This is a genomic window from Ilumatobacter sp. (assembly GCF_046290335.1).
Taxonomy (GTDB): Bacteria; Actinomycetota; Acidimicrobiia; order Acidimicrobiales; family Ilumatobacteraceae; genus Ilumatobacter_A.
This window is the reverse complement of record NZ_JBKAGH010000004.1, coordinates 257931-276064: the sequence shown is the minus strand read 5'-3', so window position 1 is coordinate 276064 and position 18134 is coordinate 257931. Positions and strand designations below refer to the sequence as shown.

15 protein-coding genes are annotated in these 18134 nt (G+C 68.1%); 10 read left to right on the top strand and 5 right to left on the bottom strand.

Annotation, left to right across the window (positions count from 1 at the left end; genetic code table 11):
- Window positions 1–29 precede the first annotated feature (29 nt).
- Window positions 30–551, top strand: a complete 522-nt coding sequence (locus ACE37B_RS17365; protein ID WP_409924598.1) for a VOC family protein — start codon at window positions 30–32, stop codon at window positions 549–551.
- Here ACE37B_RS17365 and ACE37B_RS17360 read toward each other — a convergent pair.
- The 3 genes from ACE37B_RS17360 to ACE37B_RS17350 form a co-directional block, all read right to left on the bottom strand.
- Window positions 538–1542, bottom strand: a complete 1005-nt coding sequence (locus ACE37B_RS17360) for a pirin family protein (protein ID WP_409924597.1) — start codon at window positions 1540–1542, stop codon at window positions 538–540. The genes ACE37B_RS17365 and ACE37B_RS17360 overlap by 14 nt on opposite strands.
- Window positions 1543–1602: 60 nt before the next feature.
- Complete coding sequence (locus tag ACE37B_RS17355; protein ID WP_409924596.1) at window positions 1603–3402, bottom strand: collagen-like protein; 1800 nt, start codon at window positions 3400–3402, stop codon at window positions 1603–1605.
- Between the two features lie 79 nt (window positions 3403–3481).
- Window positions 3482–4282 carry a sulfurtransferase gene (locus tag ACE37B_RS17350; protein ID WP_409924595.1) on the bottom strand — a complete coding sequence of 267 codons (801 nt, stop codon included), beginning with the start codon at window positions 4280–4282 and terminating at the stop codon, window positions 3482–3484.
- A gap of 93 nt (window positions 4283–4375) precedes the next feature.
- Here ACE37B_RS17350 and ACE37B_RS17345 point away from each other — a divergent pair, with 93 nt between their 5' ends.
- The 3 genes from ACE37B_RS17345 to ACE37B_RS17335 are packed head-to-tail and all read left to right on the top strand — an operon-like array spanning window position 4376 to window position 7287.
- Window positions 4376–5746 (top strand): DUF222 domain-containing protein, encoded by a 1371-nt coding sequence (locus ACE37B_RS17345; protein ID WP_409924594.1) that lies wholly within the window; start codon window positions 4376–4378, stop codon window positions 5744–5746.
- Window positions 5747–5775: 29 nt separating this feature from the next.
- A complete protein-coding gene (locus ACE37B_RS17340) occupies window positions 5776–6525 on the top strand; it encodes an SDR family NAD(P)-dependent oxidoreductase (RefSeq protein WP_409924593.1) in 750 nt (249 codons plus the stop codon).
- A gap of 27 nt (window positions 6526–6552) precedes the next feature.
- Window positions 6553–7287, top strand: a complete 735-nt coding sequence (locus ACE37B_RS17335; protein WP_409924592.1) for an AAA family ATPase — start codon at window positions 6553–6555, stop codon at window positions 7285–7287.
- Here ACE37B_RS17335 and ACE37B_RS17330 read toward each other — a convergent pair whose 3' ends face one another.
- Window positions 7288–9312: a RecQ family ATP-dependent DNA helicase gene (locus ACE37B_RS17330; RefSeq protein WP_409924591.1), complete on the bottom strand. Its 2025-nt coding sequence runs from the start codon at window positions 9310–9312 to the stop codon at window positions 7288–7290.
- Window positions 9313–9366: 54 nt separating this feature from the next.
- Here ACE37B_RS17330 and ACE37B_RS17325 point away from each other — a divergent pair, with 54 nt between their 5' ends.
- From ACE37B_RS17325 to ACE37B_RS17310, 4 genes are read left to right on the top strand one after another with little or no spacing between them, the layout of a single operon-like run.
- Window positions 9367–9780, top strand: coding sequence for an antitoxin (locus ACE37B_RS17325; RefSeq protein WP_409924590.1), 414 nt, complete (start codon window positions 9367–9369; stop codon window positions 9778–9780).
- Window positions 9781–9791: 11 nt separating this feature from the next.
- Complete coding sequence (locus tag ACE37B_RS17320) at window positions 9792–10637, top strand: LLM class F420-dependent oxidoreductase (RefSeq protein WP_409924589.1); 846 nt, start codon at window positions 9792–9794, stop codon at window positions 10635–10637.
- Window positions 10638–10665: 28 nt separating this feature from the next.
- Window positions 10666–10968, top strand: a complete 303-nt coding sequence (locus ACE37B_RS17315; RefSeq protein WP_409924588.1) for a helix-turn-helix domain-containing protein — start codon at window positions 10666–10668, stop codon at window positions 10966–10968.
- The gene (locus ACE37B_RS17310) at window positions 10965–11510 is read left to right on the top strand and encodes a hypothetical protein (RefSeq protein ID WP_409924587.1); all 546 of its coding nucleotides are present in this window, start codon (window positions 10965–10967) and stop codon (window positions 11508–11510) included. Before ACE37B_RS17315 ends, ACE37B_RS17310 begins: the two co-directional genes overlap by 4 nt.
- Here the strand turns inward: ACE37B_RS17310 and ACE37B_RS17305 are convergent.
- Window positions 11473–12900, bottom strand: coding sequence for an MDR family MFS transporter (locus ACE37B_RS17305; RefSeq protein WP_409924586.1), 1428 nt, complete (start codon window positions 12898–12900; stop codon window positions 11473–11475). The genes ACE37B_RS17310 and ACE37B_RS17305 overlap by 38 nt on opposite strands.
- Window positions 12901–13085: 185 nt before the next feature.
- Here ACE37B_RS17305 and hrpA point away from each other — a divergent pair, with 185 nt between their 5' ends.
- The gene (gene hrpA, locus ACE37B_RS17300) at window positions 13086–16799 is read left to right on the top strand and encodes an ATP-dependent RNA helicase HrpA (protein ID WP_409924585.1); all 3714 of its coding nucleotides are present in this window, start codon (window positions 13086–13088) and stop codon (window positions 16797–16799) included.
- The gene (locus tag ACE37B_RS17295; protein WP_409924584.1) at window positions 16799–18124 is read left to right on the top strand and encodes a M20/M25/M40 family metallo-hydrolase; all 1326 of its coding nucleotides are present in this window, start codon (window positions 16799–16801) and stop codon (window positions 18122–18124) included. The genes hrpA and ACE37B_RS17295 overlap by 1 nt, the downstream gene beginning before the upstream one ends.
- Window positions 18125–18134 lie beyond the last annotated feature (10 nt).

Sequence of the window (18134 nt, the reverse complement as noted above, 5' to 3'; positions counted from 1 at the left end):
GGTTCGAGACCGTGTGCCAGGGTTCGGCGATGGAGTTTCCCCATCACCAGATCTTCCAGGTCGCGTACCTCGTCAACGACCTGCGAGCGAGCGTGCAGGAGTGGGACGCACTGTTCGGCGCCGGTCCGTTCGTGATCACCGAGCATCACCAGACCGACACGTTCGACTATCGCGGCACGCAGCACGAAGCCGACGTGTCGTACGCGTTCGGCTACCTCGGCGACATGATGATCCAGTTCATCGTGCAACACGACGACACGCCGTCGATCTACCGCGACATGTACGAAGCCGGTGAGACCGGTTTCCATCACGTCGGGTTGCTGTGCGAGGACGTGCGAGCCGAGGTCGATCGTCTCGGCGCCGCGGGGTTCGAGTGCGCCACGTTCCTGCACGCCGACGGCGTCGATGCTGCGTACGTCGACACACGTGCCGTCAACGGTGGATTCACCGAGTACCACGGCACGCCGCCACGGATCATCCAGGCGTTCACGACCTGGCGCGAGGCGCACGCCCGCCGTCAGCCCGGCGATTCCCCGTTCATGGAACGCTGACGGAGGTCTCCACTCGGCCGTCGGCGTGGCGGGCGAACCGTTCCTCGGTGTATCCGTGGGTCGGGTCGGGGCGATCCCACGGCCAGCCACCGAACTGGGTCCGGCGGTAGTCGTCGAACGCCTGGCGGATCTCGGCCTCGGTGTTCATGACGAACGGACCCTGCTGCGCGACCGGCTCGTCGATCGGCCGGCCCTGCATCACCAGCAACTCCACGTGGCCGGTTGTCGTCAGCACCGCGTCGGAGCGGGCGTCGACGACGGCACCGGTGGACGTGCCGACCGGCGTGTCGTCGACCACGAGTCCATCACCGTCGAAGACGTACAGCACGCGGACGGTGTCGTCGAAGTTCGCCGCTGGCATGGTCCAACGAGCGCCGGGTTCGAGCACGACGTGCCAGAGCGCGACGTCGGCGTCGGGACGTGACGCCCACGACGCAGGCGGCGGGTTCGGCGGGGTGAGTCCGGCGAGTTCCCCGGCGATCACGGTGACCGTGGTGCCGTCGGCCTCGTAGCGCGGGATGTCGTGATCCCACAGCATCGTGAAGTGGGGCTCGACCATCTTGTCGCTGGCCGGCAGGTTGATCCAGATCTGGAACAGTTCGGTCGTGTTCGGGCTCTCGGTGTCGAGGAGCGGGAACATCTCGGCGTGCTGGATGCCCGATCCGGCGGTCATCCACTGGACGTCGCCGCGCCCGTAGCGAGCGGCCGCACCCATCGAATCAGCGTGATCGATCAGACCCTGGCGGACGAACGTGATCGTCTCGAAGCCGCGGTGGGGATGCTGCGGGAAGCCGGGCACCGTGGAGCCGTGGTACATCCGCCACCCGTCGAGCGGCTCGAAGTCGTTGCCGATGCTGCGGCCGGCGAGCGACGCGGCGGGAGCGAGCTCACCGTTGCCGGCGGGGTAGCGGTCGAGGTGATGCACGCAGAACAGGAACGGGTCGATCGTCGGCCACTGGAATCCGAGCGGAACGGTCTGATGGATCGTCATGCCACCACGATACCCGATCCCCGCCAGATACTTGCGATGTCAAGGAGTTGCGCGGTGGGCTCAGCTCTCCCATGTGTTCGGTGTCCACGACGTGTTGGTGATCACGACGAACTTCAGGTCATCGGAGTCTTCATCGACGTGGCTGATGATCGGAACGGTGTTCGAGGCGATGGCGAGCGCCGACTGACGTCCGTCGTTTGTCGGCGTCGCGATACGAGTGAACGTGGCGGTGACGCAGCCCGGATCGTCGCAGCTCGCCACTTTCAGATCGGAGTTGACTGCGTCTCGGTAGCTGATGATCGGGTTGCCGTCGGTGCCGATCGTGATCGACGACTCCCTCCCGACGAACGAGCTGGAATCCACGGTCCGGACCGTCGCAGTCGTGCAGGTCGGATCGTCGCAGATGGCGAGCTCCAGCGTCTGGTTGGTGAAGTCCTGGTAGCTGATGACGGGATTGCCATCGACGCCGATGGTGATCGACGTGTCATACCCGACGTCGCCGACATCGTCGAGGGTGCTGATCGTGGTCATGGCAGGGTCGCACGAGGGATCACCACATGCTGCGACGCGCAGCTCGTTGAGCCCAGGCCCCCTGCGATAGCTGATGATGGGGTTGCCGTTGGTGCCGATCGTGATCGACGTGTCTCGACCAGCAGTGCCGATCGAGCCGTCGAGTTCGCGCAGGGTCGCGGTCGTGCATTGAGCATCGGAGCACGCGGCAACCTTGAGCGTGCCGTCGGTTCCGTTGTGGTAGCTGATGACGGGGTTGCCGTCGGCACCGATCGTGATCGACGTGTGGAGACCGGTGTTTCCGGCAGCATCGAGTTCGCGCAGCGTTGCGGTCGTGCACGTCGGATCATCACATACGGCGACTTCCAGATCCCCGTTGAAGGCGTCGTGGTAGCTGATGACGGGGTTGCCGTCGGCCCCGATCGCAACGGAGTTGTGCCAACCGACGATGTCGGCGTCGTCGACGACGTTGATCGTCGACGTGGCGCACATGGGGTCGCTGCAGACGGCGACCTTCAGATCGCCGTTGTTGCCGCCGACGTCGTGGTAGCTGATGACCGGGTTGCCGAATGCGTCGATCGCCACCGAGGTGTTCTGCCCGACGTCGGCAGCCGAATCGAGTGTTCGCTGTCCCGTTATCGTCCGTCCATGTTGGCGCCCGCTCGGGCCGGGTGCCCCGTCTTGCCCGTCGGCGCCGTCTTGGCCGGGTGCTCCGTCTTGTCCGGGTGCTCCGTCTTGTCCGGGTGTTCCGTCTTGTCCGGGTGTTCCGTCTTGTCCATCCTGCCCGTCTTGTCCGTTGGCGCCGGTGGGTCCTTGGGGTCCGGGTGGGCCTTGGGGGCCGGGTGTGGTGGTGGTGGGGAGGTAGTAGCCGTTGACGTCGATGACGAGGTTGACGTTGCCGGCGTTGTTGTAGATGTTGAAGGTGCCGTTGGGGGAGAGGGCGACGGTGACGGCGTTGGGGGTGGGTGGTTGGCCGGGTGCGGGGTTGAGGCTGGCGGCGACGGGTTGGGTGCCGTTGGGCCAGATGGTGAGGAAGCTGTTGGCGGTGGCTCCGAGCGCGGTGATGTTGAGCGAGACCGCTGTGGCGGTGGTGGGGATGTCGTTGCATCGCCCGTTGTCGCCGGTGGTGGGGAAGGTGGCGGTTTGTGCGGGTCCGAAGGTGGTGTTGGTGCCGACTTGGTTGTCGCCGGGTCGGGTGTCGGCGAGTCGGCACGGCACGATCGGGACGAAGGCGGATGTGGGTTCGCTGGTGCTGGTGGCGCGTGTGGTGATGACGGTGCCGATCGTCAGTGCGGCGACGGCGACGGTCGCAGCGATCAAGGTGCGCGAGCCAGAACGAGTGTTCGCCATGATGGATCCTCCTGTGGTGCGGCGGGCCATCAGAACGGCCAGCGCTCCAGATGTTTTGTAGTCGGCGGGGTGCGCCGGGTCAAGCGGAGTCAGCCGCTGGGGTGGGGGTGACGAGGGGGCGACCGGGTTCGGTCGACCAACCCGACCAGGAGCCGACGTACACGCGCGGGAGCGGGAGTCCGGCCGCTTCGATCGCCAGTGCGTTGCGACACGCGGTGACGCCGGATCCGCAGTAGACGATGGCCGGCTCGTCTGCCGCGAGGGCGTCGAATCGTGTGGGATCGGTGTCGTCGAAGGGCAGGTTGATCGCACCTGGTACGTGGCCGGCGACCGCATCGATCGGCTCGACCTCGCCGCGAAAGCGGGCCGGATCGCGACTGTCGATGACGATGCCGCCGGCCGCGACGGTCGCCGCGACGGTGTCGCTGTCGGCGATCGCGTGGTCGGGCCACGGGATCGCCGGCCGCTCGACGGGGTCGACGACGACGGGACCCGATTCGGTCGGGCCGGTCCACCTGCCGTCGAGCACGGCTGCCGACTGGCCGATGATCCGCAGCATCCAGGCAAGGCGGCTGGCGAACGCACCTCCCCGCTCGTCGATCGCGATGACCGTGTCGTCGAGCGTGACGCCGATTCGGCCGAGCACGGTAGCGAACTCCTCGGGTGTCGGCAGTGGGTGGCGCCCGAGCACCGGTGCGGGCGCTGCGGCGAGGTCGTCGTCGAGCGACACGTAGCGTGCGCCGGGCGCGTGCCCGTCGAGGTAGGTGGCGGACGGGTCCGCGCCGGTCATCGTGGTGCCGACGTGCACGACGACGACCGCGTCGCGGTTCGCCGTGAGCCAGTCGCTGGTGACGATCGGTTCCGGAGCGACGGCAGCCATGTCGGCAGTGTCGCAGATGTGGCACGACGGGCCCGGATGACCGGCGCGGATGTCGGGTCAACTCTGTGACAGGGCATCTCTATGGTGGGGTGCATGACGTCGATCGAACGGGTGTCGAGCGGGTTGCCGGTCGGTGCGACCGTGCCGCCGCTGCCATGCTCGGAGGCGGCGCCGGGCGTCGACCCGTTCGTGCTGCTGGCGCAGGCGCACCAGGCGGTCGCCGAGTTGCAGCGCGCGGAGCTGTCGCTGCTGGGTGGTGACTGGTTCGTGCGGTTCGCACAGTCGTGCAACGAGTTGTTCGCTGCGGTCGATGCCGTCAACATCGGCGTCGCGGACGAGGTCGAGCGTCGCGGGCACGATCGCTCGGCCGGCTTCTTCTCGACGAGAGCGTGGCTGCAGCATCACCTGCGGATCTCCGGCGCGGACGGGCGGGGTCGCATGCAGGTCGTGCGGCTGTTCTCGTTGTTGCCGGAGTGGGCCGAGGCGGCCCGAGAAGGGCGAGTCGGTGTCGAACAGACTCGGTTGATGGCGCGGGTCGCCGCCAACCCGCGGATCGTCGAGGCCGTGGTCGAGTGCGCCGATGCGTTGCTGACCGATGCGATGGTCGAATCGTTCGACGTGTTCGAACGGCGCGTTCGCCTGTTCGCCCGGGCGGCCGACGCCGATCGTGCCCGTCGCGACGCCGAATCGGCACACGACCGGCGCAACGTGTCGGTGCGGCAACTGCCCGACGGGTCGTGGCGTGTGTCGTGCCGGTTCGGGTCGCTCCAGGGAGCCGAGTTCAACGAGATGCTCGCCGCCTTCGTCGACGCCGAGTTCCAGGCCGACTGGAGCGAGGCGAAGGCCGAGCACGGCGACGAGGTCGATGTCACCGACCTTCGTCGCACGGAGCCGCAGCGGCGTGCCGACGCGCTCGTCAACGCGCTCGCTGCGGGGGCGCACAGCCCGGCCTCGTCGATCGGATCGGTGCCGACCTTGAACGTGATCATCGACGAGGCGACGCTCGAGTTGGAGATCACCGGCGGCAGGCACGATCCGGCCCGCTTCCGTGACATCGAGTGCCGGACCCAGAACGGCGACGTCATCGACTTCTCCGAAGCCGCGGCGCTCGCGCTGTGGGGTCGGATCCGGCGGGTCGTGCGCGACGGGTCAGGAGCGGTGATCGATCTCGGACGGGCCCAACGTCTGTTCACCGGAGCGGCTCGCGAGGCAGGCATGCTGCTCGACGATCGATGCATCTGGCCCGGCTGCTCGCGGCCGGTCCGTCAGTGCCAAGCCGATCACTCGATCGGGTGGAAGGCGCACGGTGCGACCGTGCCGCGCAACTGCGGTCCGATGTGCGGGCCGCACAACCGGCTCAAAGATCGAGGAGCCTTCACCGCCCGGCGGATCGCGCCCGGGGAGTGGCGCATTCGCAACGACGTCGGCGACTCGGTCGGGCTCGACCCGACCGGTGGCTGGTGAGCGCGCCTCGACCGGTACCGTCGCGCCGCATGGCTGACATCGCAAGCGACCGACTCGACGGCAAGGTGGCCCTGGTCACCGGCTCCACGCGCGGCATCGGCCGAGCGATCGCCGAGCGTCTCGCCGCGGCCGGAGCCACCGTCGTGGTGCACGGACGTTCGGCCCCCTCGACCGCCGAGGTCGCGGATCAGATTCCGGGGGCGATCGGTGTCGCGGCCGAGCTCGACTCGGCCGACGCGGGCGATCGACTCGTCACCGACGCCCTCGCGGCTGCCGGCCGCATCGACATCGTGGTCAACAACGCCGGCGTCGCGCTCGACAACTTCATCACCGGCATCACCGACGAACGATGGGAGGAGACGCTGGTCGCCAACCTCACCGCGCCGTTCGCCGTCATCCGTGCCGCGACCCGAGCGTTCAAGGAGCAGGGGAGCGGTGGGGTGATCATCAACCTCACGTCGACCTCGGGTGAGCGCGGCAACGCCGGGCAGGCGGCCTACGCAGCGAGCAAGGGTGGGCTCCACGCGGTGACGCAGACGGCTGCGCGTGAACTCGGCAGGTTCGGGGTCCGCGTCAACTCGATCTCGCCGATGGCGGCGACCACGATGAACGGCCTCGTCGATCCCGAACGTCGCGCCGCCGTCGCCAAGTCACTCCCGCTCGGCCGCGTCGCCGACCCGTCCCAGGTGGCCGAAGCCGTGGCCTTCCTCGTCAGCGACCGAGCAGCGTTCATCACCGGTGAACTCCTCCACGTCGACGCGGGTTTCCACCTGAGCTGAGGGATGTGAGCTGGGAGACTGGCCCCGATGACGTTCTTGAAGTCGGTGGCGGTCTCGCCGAAGCCCTGGGCGAAGCTCGGCGAGCATCCGTTCGACGTCGCGGCCATCGCCGCGATAGTCGGCAGCGAGGCCCCGCTGCGATTCGCCAGCGGGATGACGATCTTCGTCGGCGACAACGGGTCGGGGAAGTCGACGCTGCTCGAAGCGCTTGCGGTCAACCTCGGGATGAACGCCGAGGGCGGAACTCGGGGAATGCAGTTCGCGACCCGTGACGACACCACGTCGGCGCTTCACCACCATCTTCGGGTCAGCCGCTCGCACCACACGCCGCAGGACGCGTTCTTCCTTCGTGCCGAGAGTTTCTTCAACGTGGCCACCGCGATCGAGGACTATCGCTCAGAAGAGTTCTACGGTGGCCGGTCGCTTCACGAGCGCTCGCACGGTGAGTCGTTCATCGATCTCGTCGTCCACCGTTTCGCCAGACGCGGGCTCTACCTGCTCGACGAACCAGAAGCGGCGCTGTCGGTGCACGGTCAGTTACAGCTGATCGTGCGCCTCCACGACCTGGTCGCGGAAGGGTGCCAGTTCGTGATGGCCACGCACTCGCCGCTGCTCATGGCGTTTCCTGGAGCGACGATCTACCAGTTCGGCGCTGCCGGGCCCCGACCGACGACCTGGGCCGACATCGACACCGTGCACATCACCACCGACTTCCTCGACGACCCGGCCGGCTTCCTCGACGAACTGCTCACCGACGACTGATCACCCGATCAGGGCGATCGGGTGCACGGCGGTGGCGCCGGCGCGGCGGAGTTGGGCGCCGACTTCGGCGAAGGTCCAGCCGGAGGCCGACTCGTCGTCGACGAGGAGGCCCGGTGAGGAGGGCGCCTGCTCGGTGGCCATGAACGCGCCGCGCACGTTGGCCTTCTGGTACGCGAAGTTCTGCATGTCGGCTTGCGGTGGCCGGTCGTCGATGCGATCGACGAGGTCGACGAAGGGGAGCCCGAGCCGGTCGGCGATCCGGCGGGCGAGCGACGGCACGAGGTCGCCGGTGCGCCACGACGGGACGGCGGCGACCCATGCCGCCGCCGGGGTGGGTCCCCACTCGGTGATCATCGCGACGACGGCGTCGACCACGTCGTCGCCGAATGCGCCCGACGCCTTCTGGCGCGTGACGATGTCGCCCCAGCCGCCGTCGGCGCGGCGCCCGAGCGCCCGCCCGACCTCGTTGCGCTCGTTCTTGCCGACCCCCTGCTTCTTCGGTTCGAGGATGATCGGACGGTGCTTGAGGAACCGTTCGGCCTCGGCAACGAGGTCGTCGGGGAGCGCTGCCGTGATCGTGGCGGCGAGCGTCGGGTCGCAACGGTCGCACACACCGCAGTCGGCGCCACCCGGGTCGTCGAGCTGGTCGGTCAGGTAGCGCATGCGACATCTTTCGACGTGGAGGTAGTCGAGCATCGCCTGCTGCTCGCGCTCGCGTGCGCCGGTGACGTTGGCGACCCGCACGGTCGGATACGTCCAGGCGGCGCCCGTGCGAGCGTAGGTCTGGCCCTTCACCCGCTCGACCGCACCTTCGACGTCGAGTTGCTTGAGCGCCAACTCGATCTGGCCCCACGACAGATCGACCGCCTCGGCGATCTTGCGCAGCGTGAGCGGTTCGTTTCCGGCGGCGTCGAGCGCGGCGAGGATCTGCTCGATCGCTCCGGCGCTCGGAAAGGCGTTGTCGCGGAAGTGATCGAGGATGCGGACGTCTTCGGCGCCGCTCAGCAGGATCGCCCGACTCTCGTCGATGGCACGGCCCGCCCGCCCCACCTGCTGGTAGTACCCGATCGGTGAGCCCGGCATCTGGAAGTGCACGACGAACCCGAGGTCGGGCTTGTCGTAGCCCATCCCCAGCGCCGTCGTGGCGACCAGCGCCTTGATCTCGTTGCGCTGCAGCCGACGCTCGAGTTCCTCGCGGTCTTCGGCATCGGTCTGCCCCGAGTACGACTCGGCGGAGATGCCCCGCGAGCGCAGCCAGTCGGCGACGATCTCGGTATCGCGGATCGTCAGGCAGTAGACGATGCCCGATCCCGGCATCGACTCGATGTGCGTGGCGAGCCAGGCGAGCCGGTGGGCACGCTGAGGGAGCTCGACGACGCCGAGCCCGAGGCCCTCCCGACCGAGCTGGCCGCGCACGACGGTGAGGTTGGTGCCCAACTGCTCGGCGACGTCGGCGACGACGCGGTCGTTGGCCGTCGCCGTGCAGCCGAGCACGGGTGTGTCGGACGCGAACGTGGCGAGGAGGCGACCGATCCGTCGGTAGTCGGGTCGGAAGTCGTGGCCCCAATCGGAGATGCAGTGCACCTCGTCGATCACGACGAGGCCGGGTCGCGAACGCAGGATCGGCATGACGGCGGACGCGAACTCGGGGTTGGCCAGCCGCTCGGGCGACACGAGCACGAGGTCGATCGAGTCGGAGCGCACGGCGGCGGCGAGTTCGTCGACGGTGGTGGCCGCCGAGGAGTTGACGGTCATGCAGCGCAGCCCGAGCCGCTCGGCGGCGTCGATCTGGTTGCGCATCAACGCCAACAACGGAGAGATCAACAGCGTCGGGCCGAGCCCGTCGGCGCGCAGCACGCTGGTGGCGACGAAGTAGACCGCGCTCTTGCCCCAGCCGGTCCGCTGCACCACCAGTGCCCGCTCCCGTCGCTCCGCCAGCGCCTCGATCGCCTCGCGCTGACCGTCACGGAAGTCGGCGTCGGGTCGGCCGGTGAGCGTGCGAAGGGAAACGAGAAGATCGGTCATGGCCTCACGAGTATGACGGGCCCGTGTGACGACGTTCGCGTTACCGTCTGAGAGATGGGACTGTTGAACGCACGAAATCTCCGCAAGGCCAAAGACCTCCTCGACAAGAACCGGCACAAGGTCGGTGATCTGGTCGACAAGGCGGGCACGAAGATCGACCAGGTCAGCGGTGGCAAGACCTCGAACGTCACGTCCAAGGCCGCCGAGGCGGCCAAGAAGTACTCCGCAGGCGGGGTGTCGCATCACGGCATCGACACGCCCGTCCAGCAACCCGGCCAGTCGGGCCAGTATCCGGCATCGGGCGTCGATCCGGCCGCGGCGAACGCAGCGGCCGCGGCGATCACCAATGCTGCCAATGCTGCAGCGAACCTGATGAACAACCCCGCGGTACAGGCGCAGATGGCCGAGGCGATGAAGCAGGCCGAAGCCGGCAAGCACGACGACAAGCACGACGACGGCGCGTCGTGAAGATCGGCGCGGTGCTGCCGCACAACGAGATCGGCACCGATCCCGGAGCGATCCGTGCGTACGCGCAGGGGATCGAGGAGCTCGGCGTCGACCATCTGCTCGTCTACGACCACGTCCTCGGCGTCGACCGCGGCCGCCCGGGTGGCTTCGAAGGCCCGTACGACAAGGACGTCGCGTTCCACGAACCGTTCGTGTTCTTCGGGTTCCTCGCCGCGGCGACCACGACGGTCGACCTGGTCACCGCCGTGGTGATCCTGCCGCAGCGCCAGGCCGTGCTGGTAGCGAAGCAGGCCGCCGAGTTGGCGGTGCTCTCCGGCAACCGCTTCAAGCTCGGTGTCGGTGTCGGCTGGAACGAGGTCGAGTACGAGGGGCTCAACGAGGACTTCCGAACCCGCGGGCGTCGCCAGGAAGAGCAGGTCGACGTGATGCGACGACTGTGGTCCGACGACGTCGTCCACTTCGACGGCGAGTTCCACTCGTTCGCGCACGCCGGGATCAACCCGCGGCCGTCGCAGCCGATCCCGGTCCTTTTCGGCGGTGGAGCGCCCGCGCTCGTCGATCGGTGCGCGCGAGTCGGTGATGGGTTCATCCCGCTCGGATCGCCCGGGTCGAAGTCGGCGGCACAGCTCGCCGGGATCGCACGGATCCGTGCCGAGCACGGCAAGTCGATGGACGACTTCGAGGTCTACGCCCAGGCGCAGTACGCGAACGGCAGCCCGGAACGGTGGAAGTCGCATCACGATGCCTGGCGTGATCTCGGTGCGACGCACCTCGCGATCGCCACCCACAACGCCGGCCCGACCGATGTCGACGGTCACCTGGCACGCATCGAGGAGTACCAACGGTCGCTTGCGTGATGGTATCGAAGTAGATACCATCAGGGAGGTGGACGCGGCACACCTCCTTCGAAGCGCTCGACTCGATGCTGGCCTCACGCTGCGCGAACTCGCGGCGCGCGCCGCCACGTCGCACTCCACCCTGGCCGCGTACGAGTCGGGTCGTACCGTCCCGACCGTCGACACGCTCGACCGTGTGCTCCGAGCCGCCGGCTATGCGATCGACGTGGAGCTGACGCCTCGATCCCGTGACGGTCGCGGACGTGAACTCGAAGAGGTGCTCGACCTGGCCGAACAGTTCCCGGCCCGCCACGCTCCGACGATCCAGTTCCCGAAGTTCGCCGCCGCGTGACGCGCCTCGTCGACAAGATCGTCGCCGTCCACGCCGCGCTCGACTCCGCTGGCATCCCGCACGCGTTCGGTGGCGCACTCGCGCTCGCCTGGTGCACGCAGCGCGCCCGCGGCACGATCGACATCGACGTCAACGTGTTCGTCTCGGCGGATCAGACCGACGCGGTGCTCGCTGCGCTCCCGGCGGAAGTGACGTGGTCACCAGCCGAGCGTGACCTGCTCGAACGTGACGGCCAAGTGCGGATCTGGTGGGGCGAGACCCCCGTCGACGTCTTCCTCGACACCACCGACTTCCACCACGATGTCGGCAACCGGGTGCGCCACGAATCGTTCGCGGGCGCGCAGGTGCCGTTTCTCGCGTGCCGCGATCTGGCCGTGTTCAAAGCGTTCTTCGACCGGACCAAGGACTGGGCCGACCTCGAGGAGATGAACGCCAACGGGTCACTCGACATCGACGCGGTGACCGGGGTGCTGGTGCGCTACCTGGGTGGCGCGGACGAGCGGATCACGCGTCTGCAGGCACTGCGGGCTCGCGGCGCGTGAGCCCGCGGGTCGCCGCCACGTCGTCGTCGTCGAGGAACCAGCTGGCGATCGCGGCGGGGAGGATCACCAGCCCCATCGCCAGGAAGCCCCACTGATACGCGGGCAGGCGGTCGATCGCCGCAGCGCCGTCGCCGCCGACCGACGAGACCTGGGCGGTGATCACGGTCGCCGCCAGCGCGATGCCGACGGTCGACGCGATCTGACGTTGGGTGTTGAACACCGAGGTGGCGCGGCCCGTGTCGCCGTTGGACGTGGTCGCGTACACGGCGGTCTGGATCGCGACGAACACGAGGCCGATCGACGCACCGCGACAGAACGATCCGATCGCGATCTGCCACAGCGGCGTGTCCAGGTCGACGAGGGCGAACGCTCCGGTGAAGAATGCGGTGGCGACCGAGCCGTACATCATCAGTCGACGCGGACCGACCGCTCGATAGACCCGTTTGCCCAACAGGTTCGAGAGCAGGAACACGGCGAGCGCCTGCGGCGCTTGAACGAGGCCGGACTGCGTCGCCGAGAACCCGCGCAGCGTCTGCATGTACAGCGGGAGCACGAAGATCCAGCCGAAGAACCCGGCGTAGACCATCGGCGCCGCGATGTTGACCGTGCGGAACAGGCGATCGGAGAAGAGACGCAGCGCGAGCATCGGACGTTCGAGGCGCAGTTCGAGCACCACCAGCGCGACGAGACACGACGTACCGAGTCCCGCGAAGCCGAGGGTCGACGCGCTCGCCCAACCCTGTTCCGGGCCGGTCGACAACGCGTAGATCACCGTCGAGAGTCCGACCGCCGACAGCACGAGCCCGCCGCCGTCGAATCGTCCCGGCACCGGTTGGCGCTCCTCGCGGAGCCACAGCACGGCCAGCACGACCGCCACGGCGCCGATCGGCAGGTTGATCAGGAAGATCCAGTGCCATGAGATGTTGTCGACGATGACACCACCGAGGATCGGCCCGATCGCCGGTGCGACGACCGCGACGCTGAGCACACCGACCGTCGCCGTCGAACGCTCCGACAGCGGGAACGCGCGGAACAGCATCGCGCTGCCGATCGGCGTGATCAGCCCGCCACCGATGCCCTGCAGCACCCGGAACACGACGAGTTGCTCGAGCGTCTGCGACAGGCCACACAGCACCGACGCTGTGACGAACAGCACCAGCGAGATCGTGAACATCCGTTTCGTGCCGAAGCGGTCGCCGAGCCAACCGGCGACGGGGATCACGGAGGCCAACGCGAGGAGGTAGGCGATCGCGACCCACTCGATGTCGGTGGAGGGCACGTCGAAGTCGCGGGCGAGCGTCGGCAACGCCACGTTGACGGCGGTGCCGTCGATGATCGTCATGAACAGACCGACGATGTAGGTGATCATCACCCGGTAGCGGTACTGCACTCCGGCGACGCTACCCCCACGTTCTCTGCGGGTAGCGTTCGAGGCGATCCTCGGGAGGGACGACATGAATGTGCTCATCTTGGTGCCAGTGCTGATGTTGACGATGACGATGGTCGTGATGGCGATGGTGCGCCATCGTCGAAACAGCACGTGGTGATCGGCTGAGCTGACGCCATGCTGAGCGGATGTCCCCTGCGTTGCGGCTCGACATCCCGGCGTCGTTGCCGATCGCCGCGCGCCGCGACGAGTTACTGGAGGTCATCGCCGACCACCAGGTGGTGATCGTCGCCGGCGAGACCGGGTCGGGAAAGAGCACACAACTCCCCAAGCTGTGTCTGGCGCTCGGCCGGACGATGATCGGCCACACTCAGCCGCGCCGCGTCGCCGCCCGCACCATCGCTGAGCGGGTGGCCGACGAGGTCGAGGTGACGCTCGGTGAGGAGATCGGCTACTCAGTTCGCTTCAACGACCAGGTGGGGGATCGCACCCTGCTCCGAGTGATGACCGACGGCATCTTGCTGGCCGAGATCCAACGCGACCGGATGCTGCGCCGTTACGACACGCTGATCATCGACGAGGCCCACGAGCGCAGCCTCAACATCGACTTCATCCTCGGCTACCTCAAGCAGCTGCTGCCGAAGCGGCCGGACCTCAAGGTGATCGTCACCTCGGCGACGATCGACACCGAACGCTTCGCCGAACACTTCGTAGGGTCGGACGGCGAGCCGGCGCCGATCATCACGGTGTCGGGGCGGACGTTTCCGGTCGAGGTTCGCTACCGGCCCTATGGCGCGGACGCCGACGATGAGTCGGACCGGCGCGATCAGGTCGATGCGATCGTCGACGCGTGCGACGAACTGCGGTCGGAGGGGCCGGGCGACGTGCTGGTGTTCTTGTCGGGCGAGCGCGAGATCCACGACACCGCCGACGCGCTGCGCCGGTTGAACGAACCCGGCCTCGAAGTGCTGCCGCTGTACGCGCGGTTGTCGTCGCAGGAGCAACAGCGGATCTGGCAGCCGCATTCGGGGCGCCGGATCGTGCTGTCGACCAACGTCGCGGAGACCTCGATCACCGTGCCCGGCGTTCGCTACGTCGTCGACGCCGGCACCGCTCGCATCTCTCGGTACTCGCGGCGACTGAAGGTGCAACGCCTCCCGATCGAGGAGGTGTCGAAGGCGTCGGCCAACCAGCGCGCCGGTCGCTGTGGCCGCGTTGCTGCCGGTGTGTGCATCCGGCTGTACTCGGAGGAGAACTTCGAGCAGCGCCCAGACTTCACCGAGCCCGAGATCCTCCGGACGAATCTTGCGTCGGTCATGTTGCAGATGGCCAACATCGGCCTCGGCGACCTGTCGCGCTTCCCGTTCGTCGAGGCGCCCGATCACCGGGCGATTCGCGACGGCGAACTGCTGTTGGAAGAACTCGGTGCGATCACGCCGTCACGAGACGACGGTGTTCGCCTCACGAAGCTCGGTCGCCGTCTGGCCCGTCTGCCGATCGACCCGCGCCTCGCCCGGATGGTCGTCGAATCGGAACGGCTCAACTGCGCGCGCGAGGTGTTGATCATCGTCGCCGCACTGTCGATCCAGGACGTCCGCGAGCGGCCCGACGACAAGCGTGAGCAGGCCAACGAGATGCACAACCGCTTCAAGGTGAAGGGGTCGGATCTCCTGTCGCTGGTCAAGTTGTGGGACTACGTCCGCGAGCGCCAACGCGAGCTGTCGGGAAATCGGTTCCGACGGATGTGTCGCGACGAGTTCATCCACTACCTGCGATTGCGGGAGTGGATGGATCTGCACAGCCAACTGCGGCGAGCAGCGGGCATCACCGTCACCAACGCGGAGGCGCACCCCGATCACGTTCACCAGGCGTTGCTCACCGGCCTGCTGTCGCACGTCGGGATACGCGACCGTGACCGGCGCGTGTTCAAAGGTGCGCGCCAGGCTGAGTTCGTCATCGCGCCGGGCTCCGTGCTCACGCGGCGACCACCGGAGTGGGTGATGGCCGCAGAGTTGGTGGAGACGAACCAGATCTACGCGCGCCGCCTCGCCGAGATCGACCCTCGCTGGGCGGAACGAGCGGCGGAACACCTGGTCAAGCGCTCGTACGGAGAACCGCGTTGGGATCTGAAGGGTGGCCGTGCGGTCGTGGTCGAACAGGTCACGCTGTACGGGCTCCCGCTCGTCACCGACCGCGTGATCGGCCTCGAACGCATCGATCCGGCGGCGGCCCGAGCGTGGTTCATCACCAAGGCGCTCGTCGAAGGCGACGTCGCCGTGCACTGGGCCGACAAGCATCGCTTCCTTGCGTTCAACGCGGCCGCCGTCGATCGGCTCGGCGCGATGAGCGCCCGTACCCGTGGCGTCGACCTGCTCGACGACGACGCGCTGTTCGAGTTCTACGACGGACGCGTCGGTCGCGACGTGACGAGTTCGCAGCACTTCGACCGCTGGTGGAAGCAGGAGCGTCAGCGTGACGGCAAGCGGCTCGATCTGACCGATCGAGCCATCGCCGACCTCGTCGGTGGGCACGCAGTCGCGGCCGATCTGTACCCGGACGTGTGGCGCCAGGGCGACATCGAGTTGCCGCTCACGTATCGCTACGCGCCGGGCGAGCCGCTCGACGGCGTGACCGTGCACCTCCCGCTGTCGGGACTCAACCAGATCACCGACGACGGGTTCGACTGGCAGATTCCGGGGCACCGCGAGGACCTCGTCGAAGCTCTGCTGCGGTCGCTGCCCAAACAGATCCGGCGCCATCTGATCCCGTTCGCCGACACGGTCGACGCGGTGCTCGCCTGGCTCGGCCCTCCGTCGGGTCGACTCGTCGATCGTCTCGCCTCGCTCGTCGCCGAATTCACCGGTGAGCGGGTGGCGGCGTCGGACTTCACCTGGGCGGCAGTGCCCGACCATCTCCGCCTGAACATCGTGGTCTCCGACGACGCCGGGGAGGTGCACGACGTCGGGACCGATCTGGCGGCGATCAAGGCCCGTCTGGTGGGGGCGACCCGAGCGTCGGTCGCCGCGGCCGCGCCGATCGAGGAACGCCGCGGGATCACCACGTGGGACGTCGGCGATCTCGACCGGGTCGTCGAGTCGACCGACCGCGGCTTCGACGTGCGCGCCTACCCGACGCTGCTCGACGTGGGCGACAGCGTCGCGCTGCGAGTGGTCACATCGCCGGAACTGCAGGAGCGGGCGATGCGCGGTGGGGTGCGGCGGCTGCTACTCCTCGACGGTGCGCCGACGCACGCGTCGATTCAGCGTCTCGTCACCAACGCCGGTCGGCTCGCGCTCGCCGGTGCCGACATCGAACTGCATGCGCTCGTCGACGACTGCATCGCATCGGCGATCGATCAGATCATCGCCGAGCACCCGACGCTGCCGTTCTCCGAGGCCGAGTTCCGTGCACTGCAGGCCGAGGTGCGGGCGAAGGGAGCGAACCGAGCGGGGACTGCGCTCGGTTCGGCGGTGGCGGTCGTCGCGGCGGCCAACGCTGTCAACGCCCATCTGGCCGGCCTCCGGGCTCCGAGTGTCCGCCCGTCGGTCGACGACGCCAACCTCCATCTCGGCCGACTCGTACGCCCAGGGTTCGTGTCGAGCCACGGCATCGGGCGTCTCGCCGATGTCGAGCGTTACGTCCGTGCGATCGCGTACCGCCTGCAGCACCTCGCCGGTGCCGCCGACCGCGACCGTGCCCGGATGGACGAGGTGCTTCCCTTGGAGCAGCGTTTCGCAGCCTTCGTCGACCGTCTGCCACCCGGTGACGCCACACGCGAGATCGCCGAGGTGCGCTGGTTGTTGGAGGAGTTGCGCGTCCAGGTGTTCGCTCAGCCGATCGGCGTGCACGGCAAGGTGAGTACGAAGAAGGTCGCCGGACGCCTGACTACCATCGGCGCGTGATGAACCAGACGGTCGAGTTGTTGCAGGCCATGATCCGCAACGAGTGCGTCAACGATGGCACGCGTGAATCGGGATTCGAGACGCGCAACGCCGATGTGCTCGAGGCGGTGATCGCCGGTCCGGGGGTCGACATCGAGCGTTTCGAGCCGGTGCCGGGACGCACGTCGATCGTCGCGCGTATCGCCGGGTCCGATCCGACGGCGCCGAGCTTGTGCCTGATGGGCCACACCGACGTCGTGCCGGTGCACGCCGACGGCTGGCTGCACGACCCGTTCGGCGGCGAACTCATCGACGGCGAAGTGTGGGGCCGCGGCGCGGTCGACATGCTCAATCTGACCGCGTCGATGGCCGTCGCGTTCCGTGAACTGGCCGACACCGGCTTCCGGCCGACGGGCGACCTGATCTTCTTCGGCGTGGCCGACGAGGAGTCGGGGAGCGCGCACGGCGCTCGCTGGATGGCCGACCATCACCCCGACGCGATCCGGGCCGACTATGTGCTGACCGAGAACGGCGGCCTGCACTCCGGGCCGTCGGATGCTCCCTACGTCGGCATCAACGTCGCGGAGAAGGGTGTCGCCTGGCGCAAGCTGACGGTGCGCGGCACGCCGGGCCACGGCTCGATGCCGTTCCGTAAGGACAACGCACTCGTCAAGGCAGCGGGCGTCGTGCAGCGGCTGGCTGACTACCGACCGGCACCGAAGCTCGGCGAGTTGTGGCGCACCCGGGTCGACACGCTCGGCCTCCCCGACGAGATGCGAGCGGCGCTGCTCGACGAAGCGACCATCGACGGGTTCCTCGACGAGTTGCCGTCGGTCGCGGCCGCTGCGCACCTCCACGCGTGCACGCACACGACGTTCTCGCCGAACCTGCTCGACGGCGGGCAGATGAAGACCAACGTCATCCCCGACCACGTCGAGATCAACGTCGACGTCCGCACCCTGCCGGGGGAGGGACCCGACGAGGTCGACGCGCATCTGCGTGCAGCCCTCGGTGACCTGGCCGATCACGTCGAGGTCGAGATCATCATGAACGATCCGGCGTCGACGAGCCGGGTCGACACGCCGCTGTGGGACGCGCTCGCCCGTGCGATCAACATCCCGTTCCCGACGGCTCGACCCACCCCGCAACTCGTCGTCGGCTTCACCGATGCGCGGATCTACCGCGAGATGGGTGCGGTCGCGTACGGCGCCGGTCTGTTCAGCCCGTCGCTCGACGCGGGTGAGTTCGGCTCACGGTTCCACGGTCACAACGAGCGCATCGACGTCGAATCGCTCGACCTCACGACGCGGCTGTGGGGCCATGTCGTGCGTGACCTGCTCGGCTGAGGAAACTGCA

Excerpts from the sequence above, each read along its gene's own strand:
- ACE37B_RS17365 (WP_409924598.1), top strand. The coding sequence starts at position 30 with ATGGAGTTTCCCCATCACCAGATCTTCCAGGTCGCGTACCTCGTCAAC.
- ACE37B_RS17360 (WP_409924597.1), bottom strand. The coding sequence starts at position 1,542 with ATGACGATCCATCAGACCGTTCCGCTCGGATTCCAGTGGCCGACGATC.
- ACE37B_RS17355 (WP_409924596.1), bottom strand. The coding sequence starts at position 3,402 with ATGGCGAACACTCGTTCTGGCTCGCGCACCTTGATCGCTGCGACCGTC.
- ACE37B_RS17350 (WP_409924595.1), bottom strand. The coding sequence starts at position 4,282 with ATGGCTGCCGTCGCTCCGGAACCGATCGTCACCAGCGACTGGCTCACG.
- ACE37B_RS17345 (WP_409924594.1), top strand. The coding sequence starts at position 4,376 with ATGACGTCGATCGAACGGGTGTCGAGCGGGTTGCCGGTCGGTGCGACC.
- ACE37B_RS17340 (WP_409924593.1), top strand. The coding sequence starts at position 5,776 with ATGGCTGACATCGCAAGCGACCGACTCGACGGCAAGGTGGCCCTGGTC.
- ACE37B_RS17335 (WP_409924592.1), top strand. The coding sequence starts at position 6,553 with ATGACGTTCTTGAAGTCGGTGGCGGTCTCGCCGAAGCCCTGGGCGAAG.
- ACE37B_RS17330 (WP_409924591.1), bottom strand. The coding sequence starts at position 9,312 with ATGACCGATCTTCTCGTTTCCCTTCGCACGCTCACCGGCCGACCCGAC.
- ACE37B_RS17325 (WP_409924590.1), top strand. The coding sequence starts at position 9,367 with ATGGGACTGTTGAACGCACGAAATCTCCGCAAGGCCAAAGACCTCCTC.
- hrpA (WP_409924585.1), top strand. The coding sequence starts at position 13,086 with ATGTCCCCTGCGTTGCGGCTCGACATCCCGGCGTCGTTGCCGATCGCC.
- ACE37B_RS17295 (WP_409924584.1), top strand. The coding sequence starts at position 16,799 with ATGAACCAGACGGTCGAGTTGTTGCAGGCCATGATCCGCAACGAGTGC.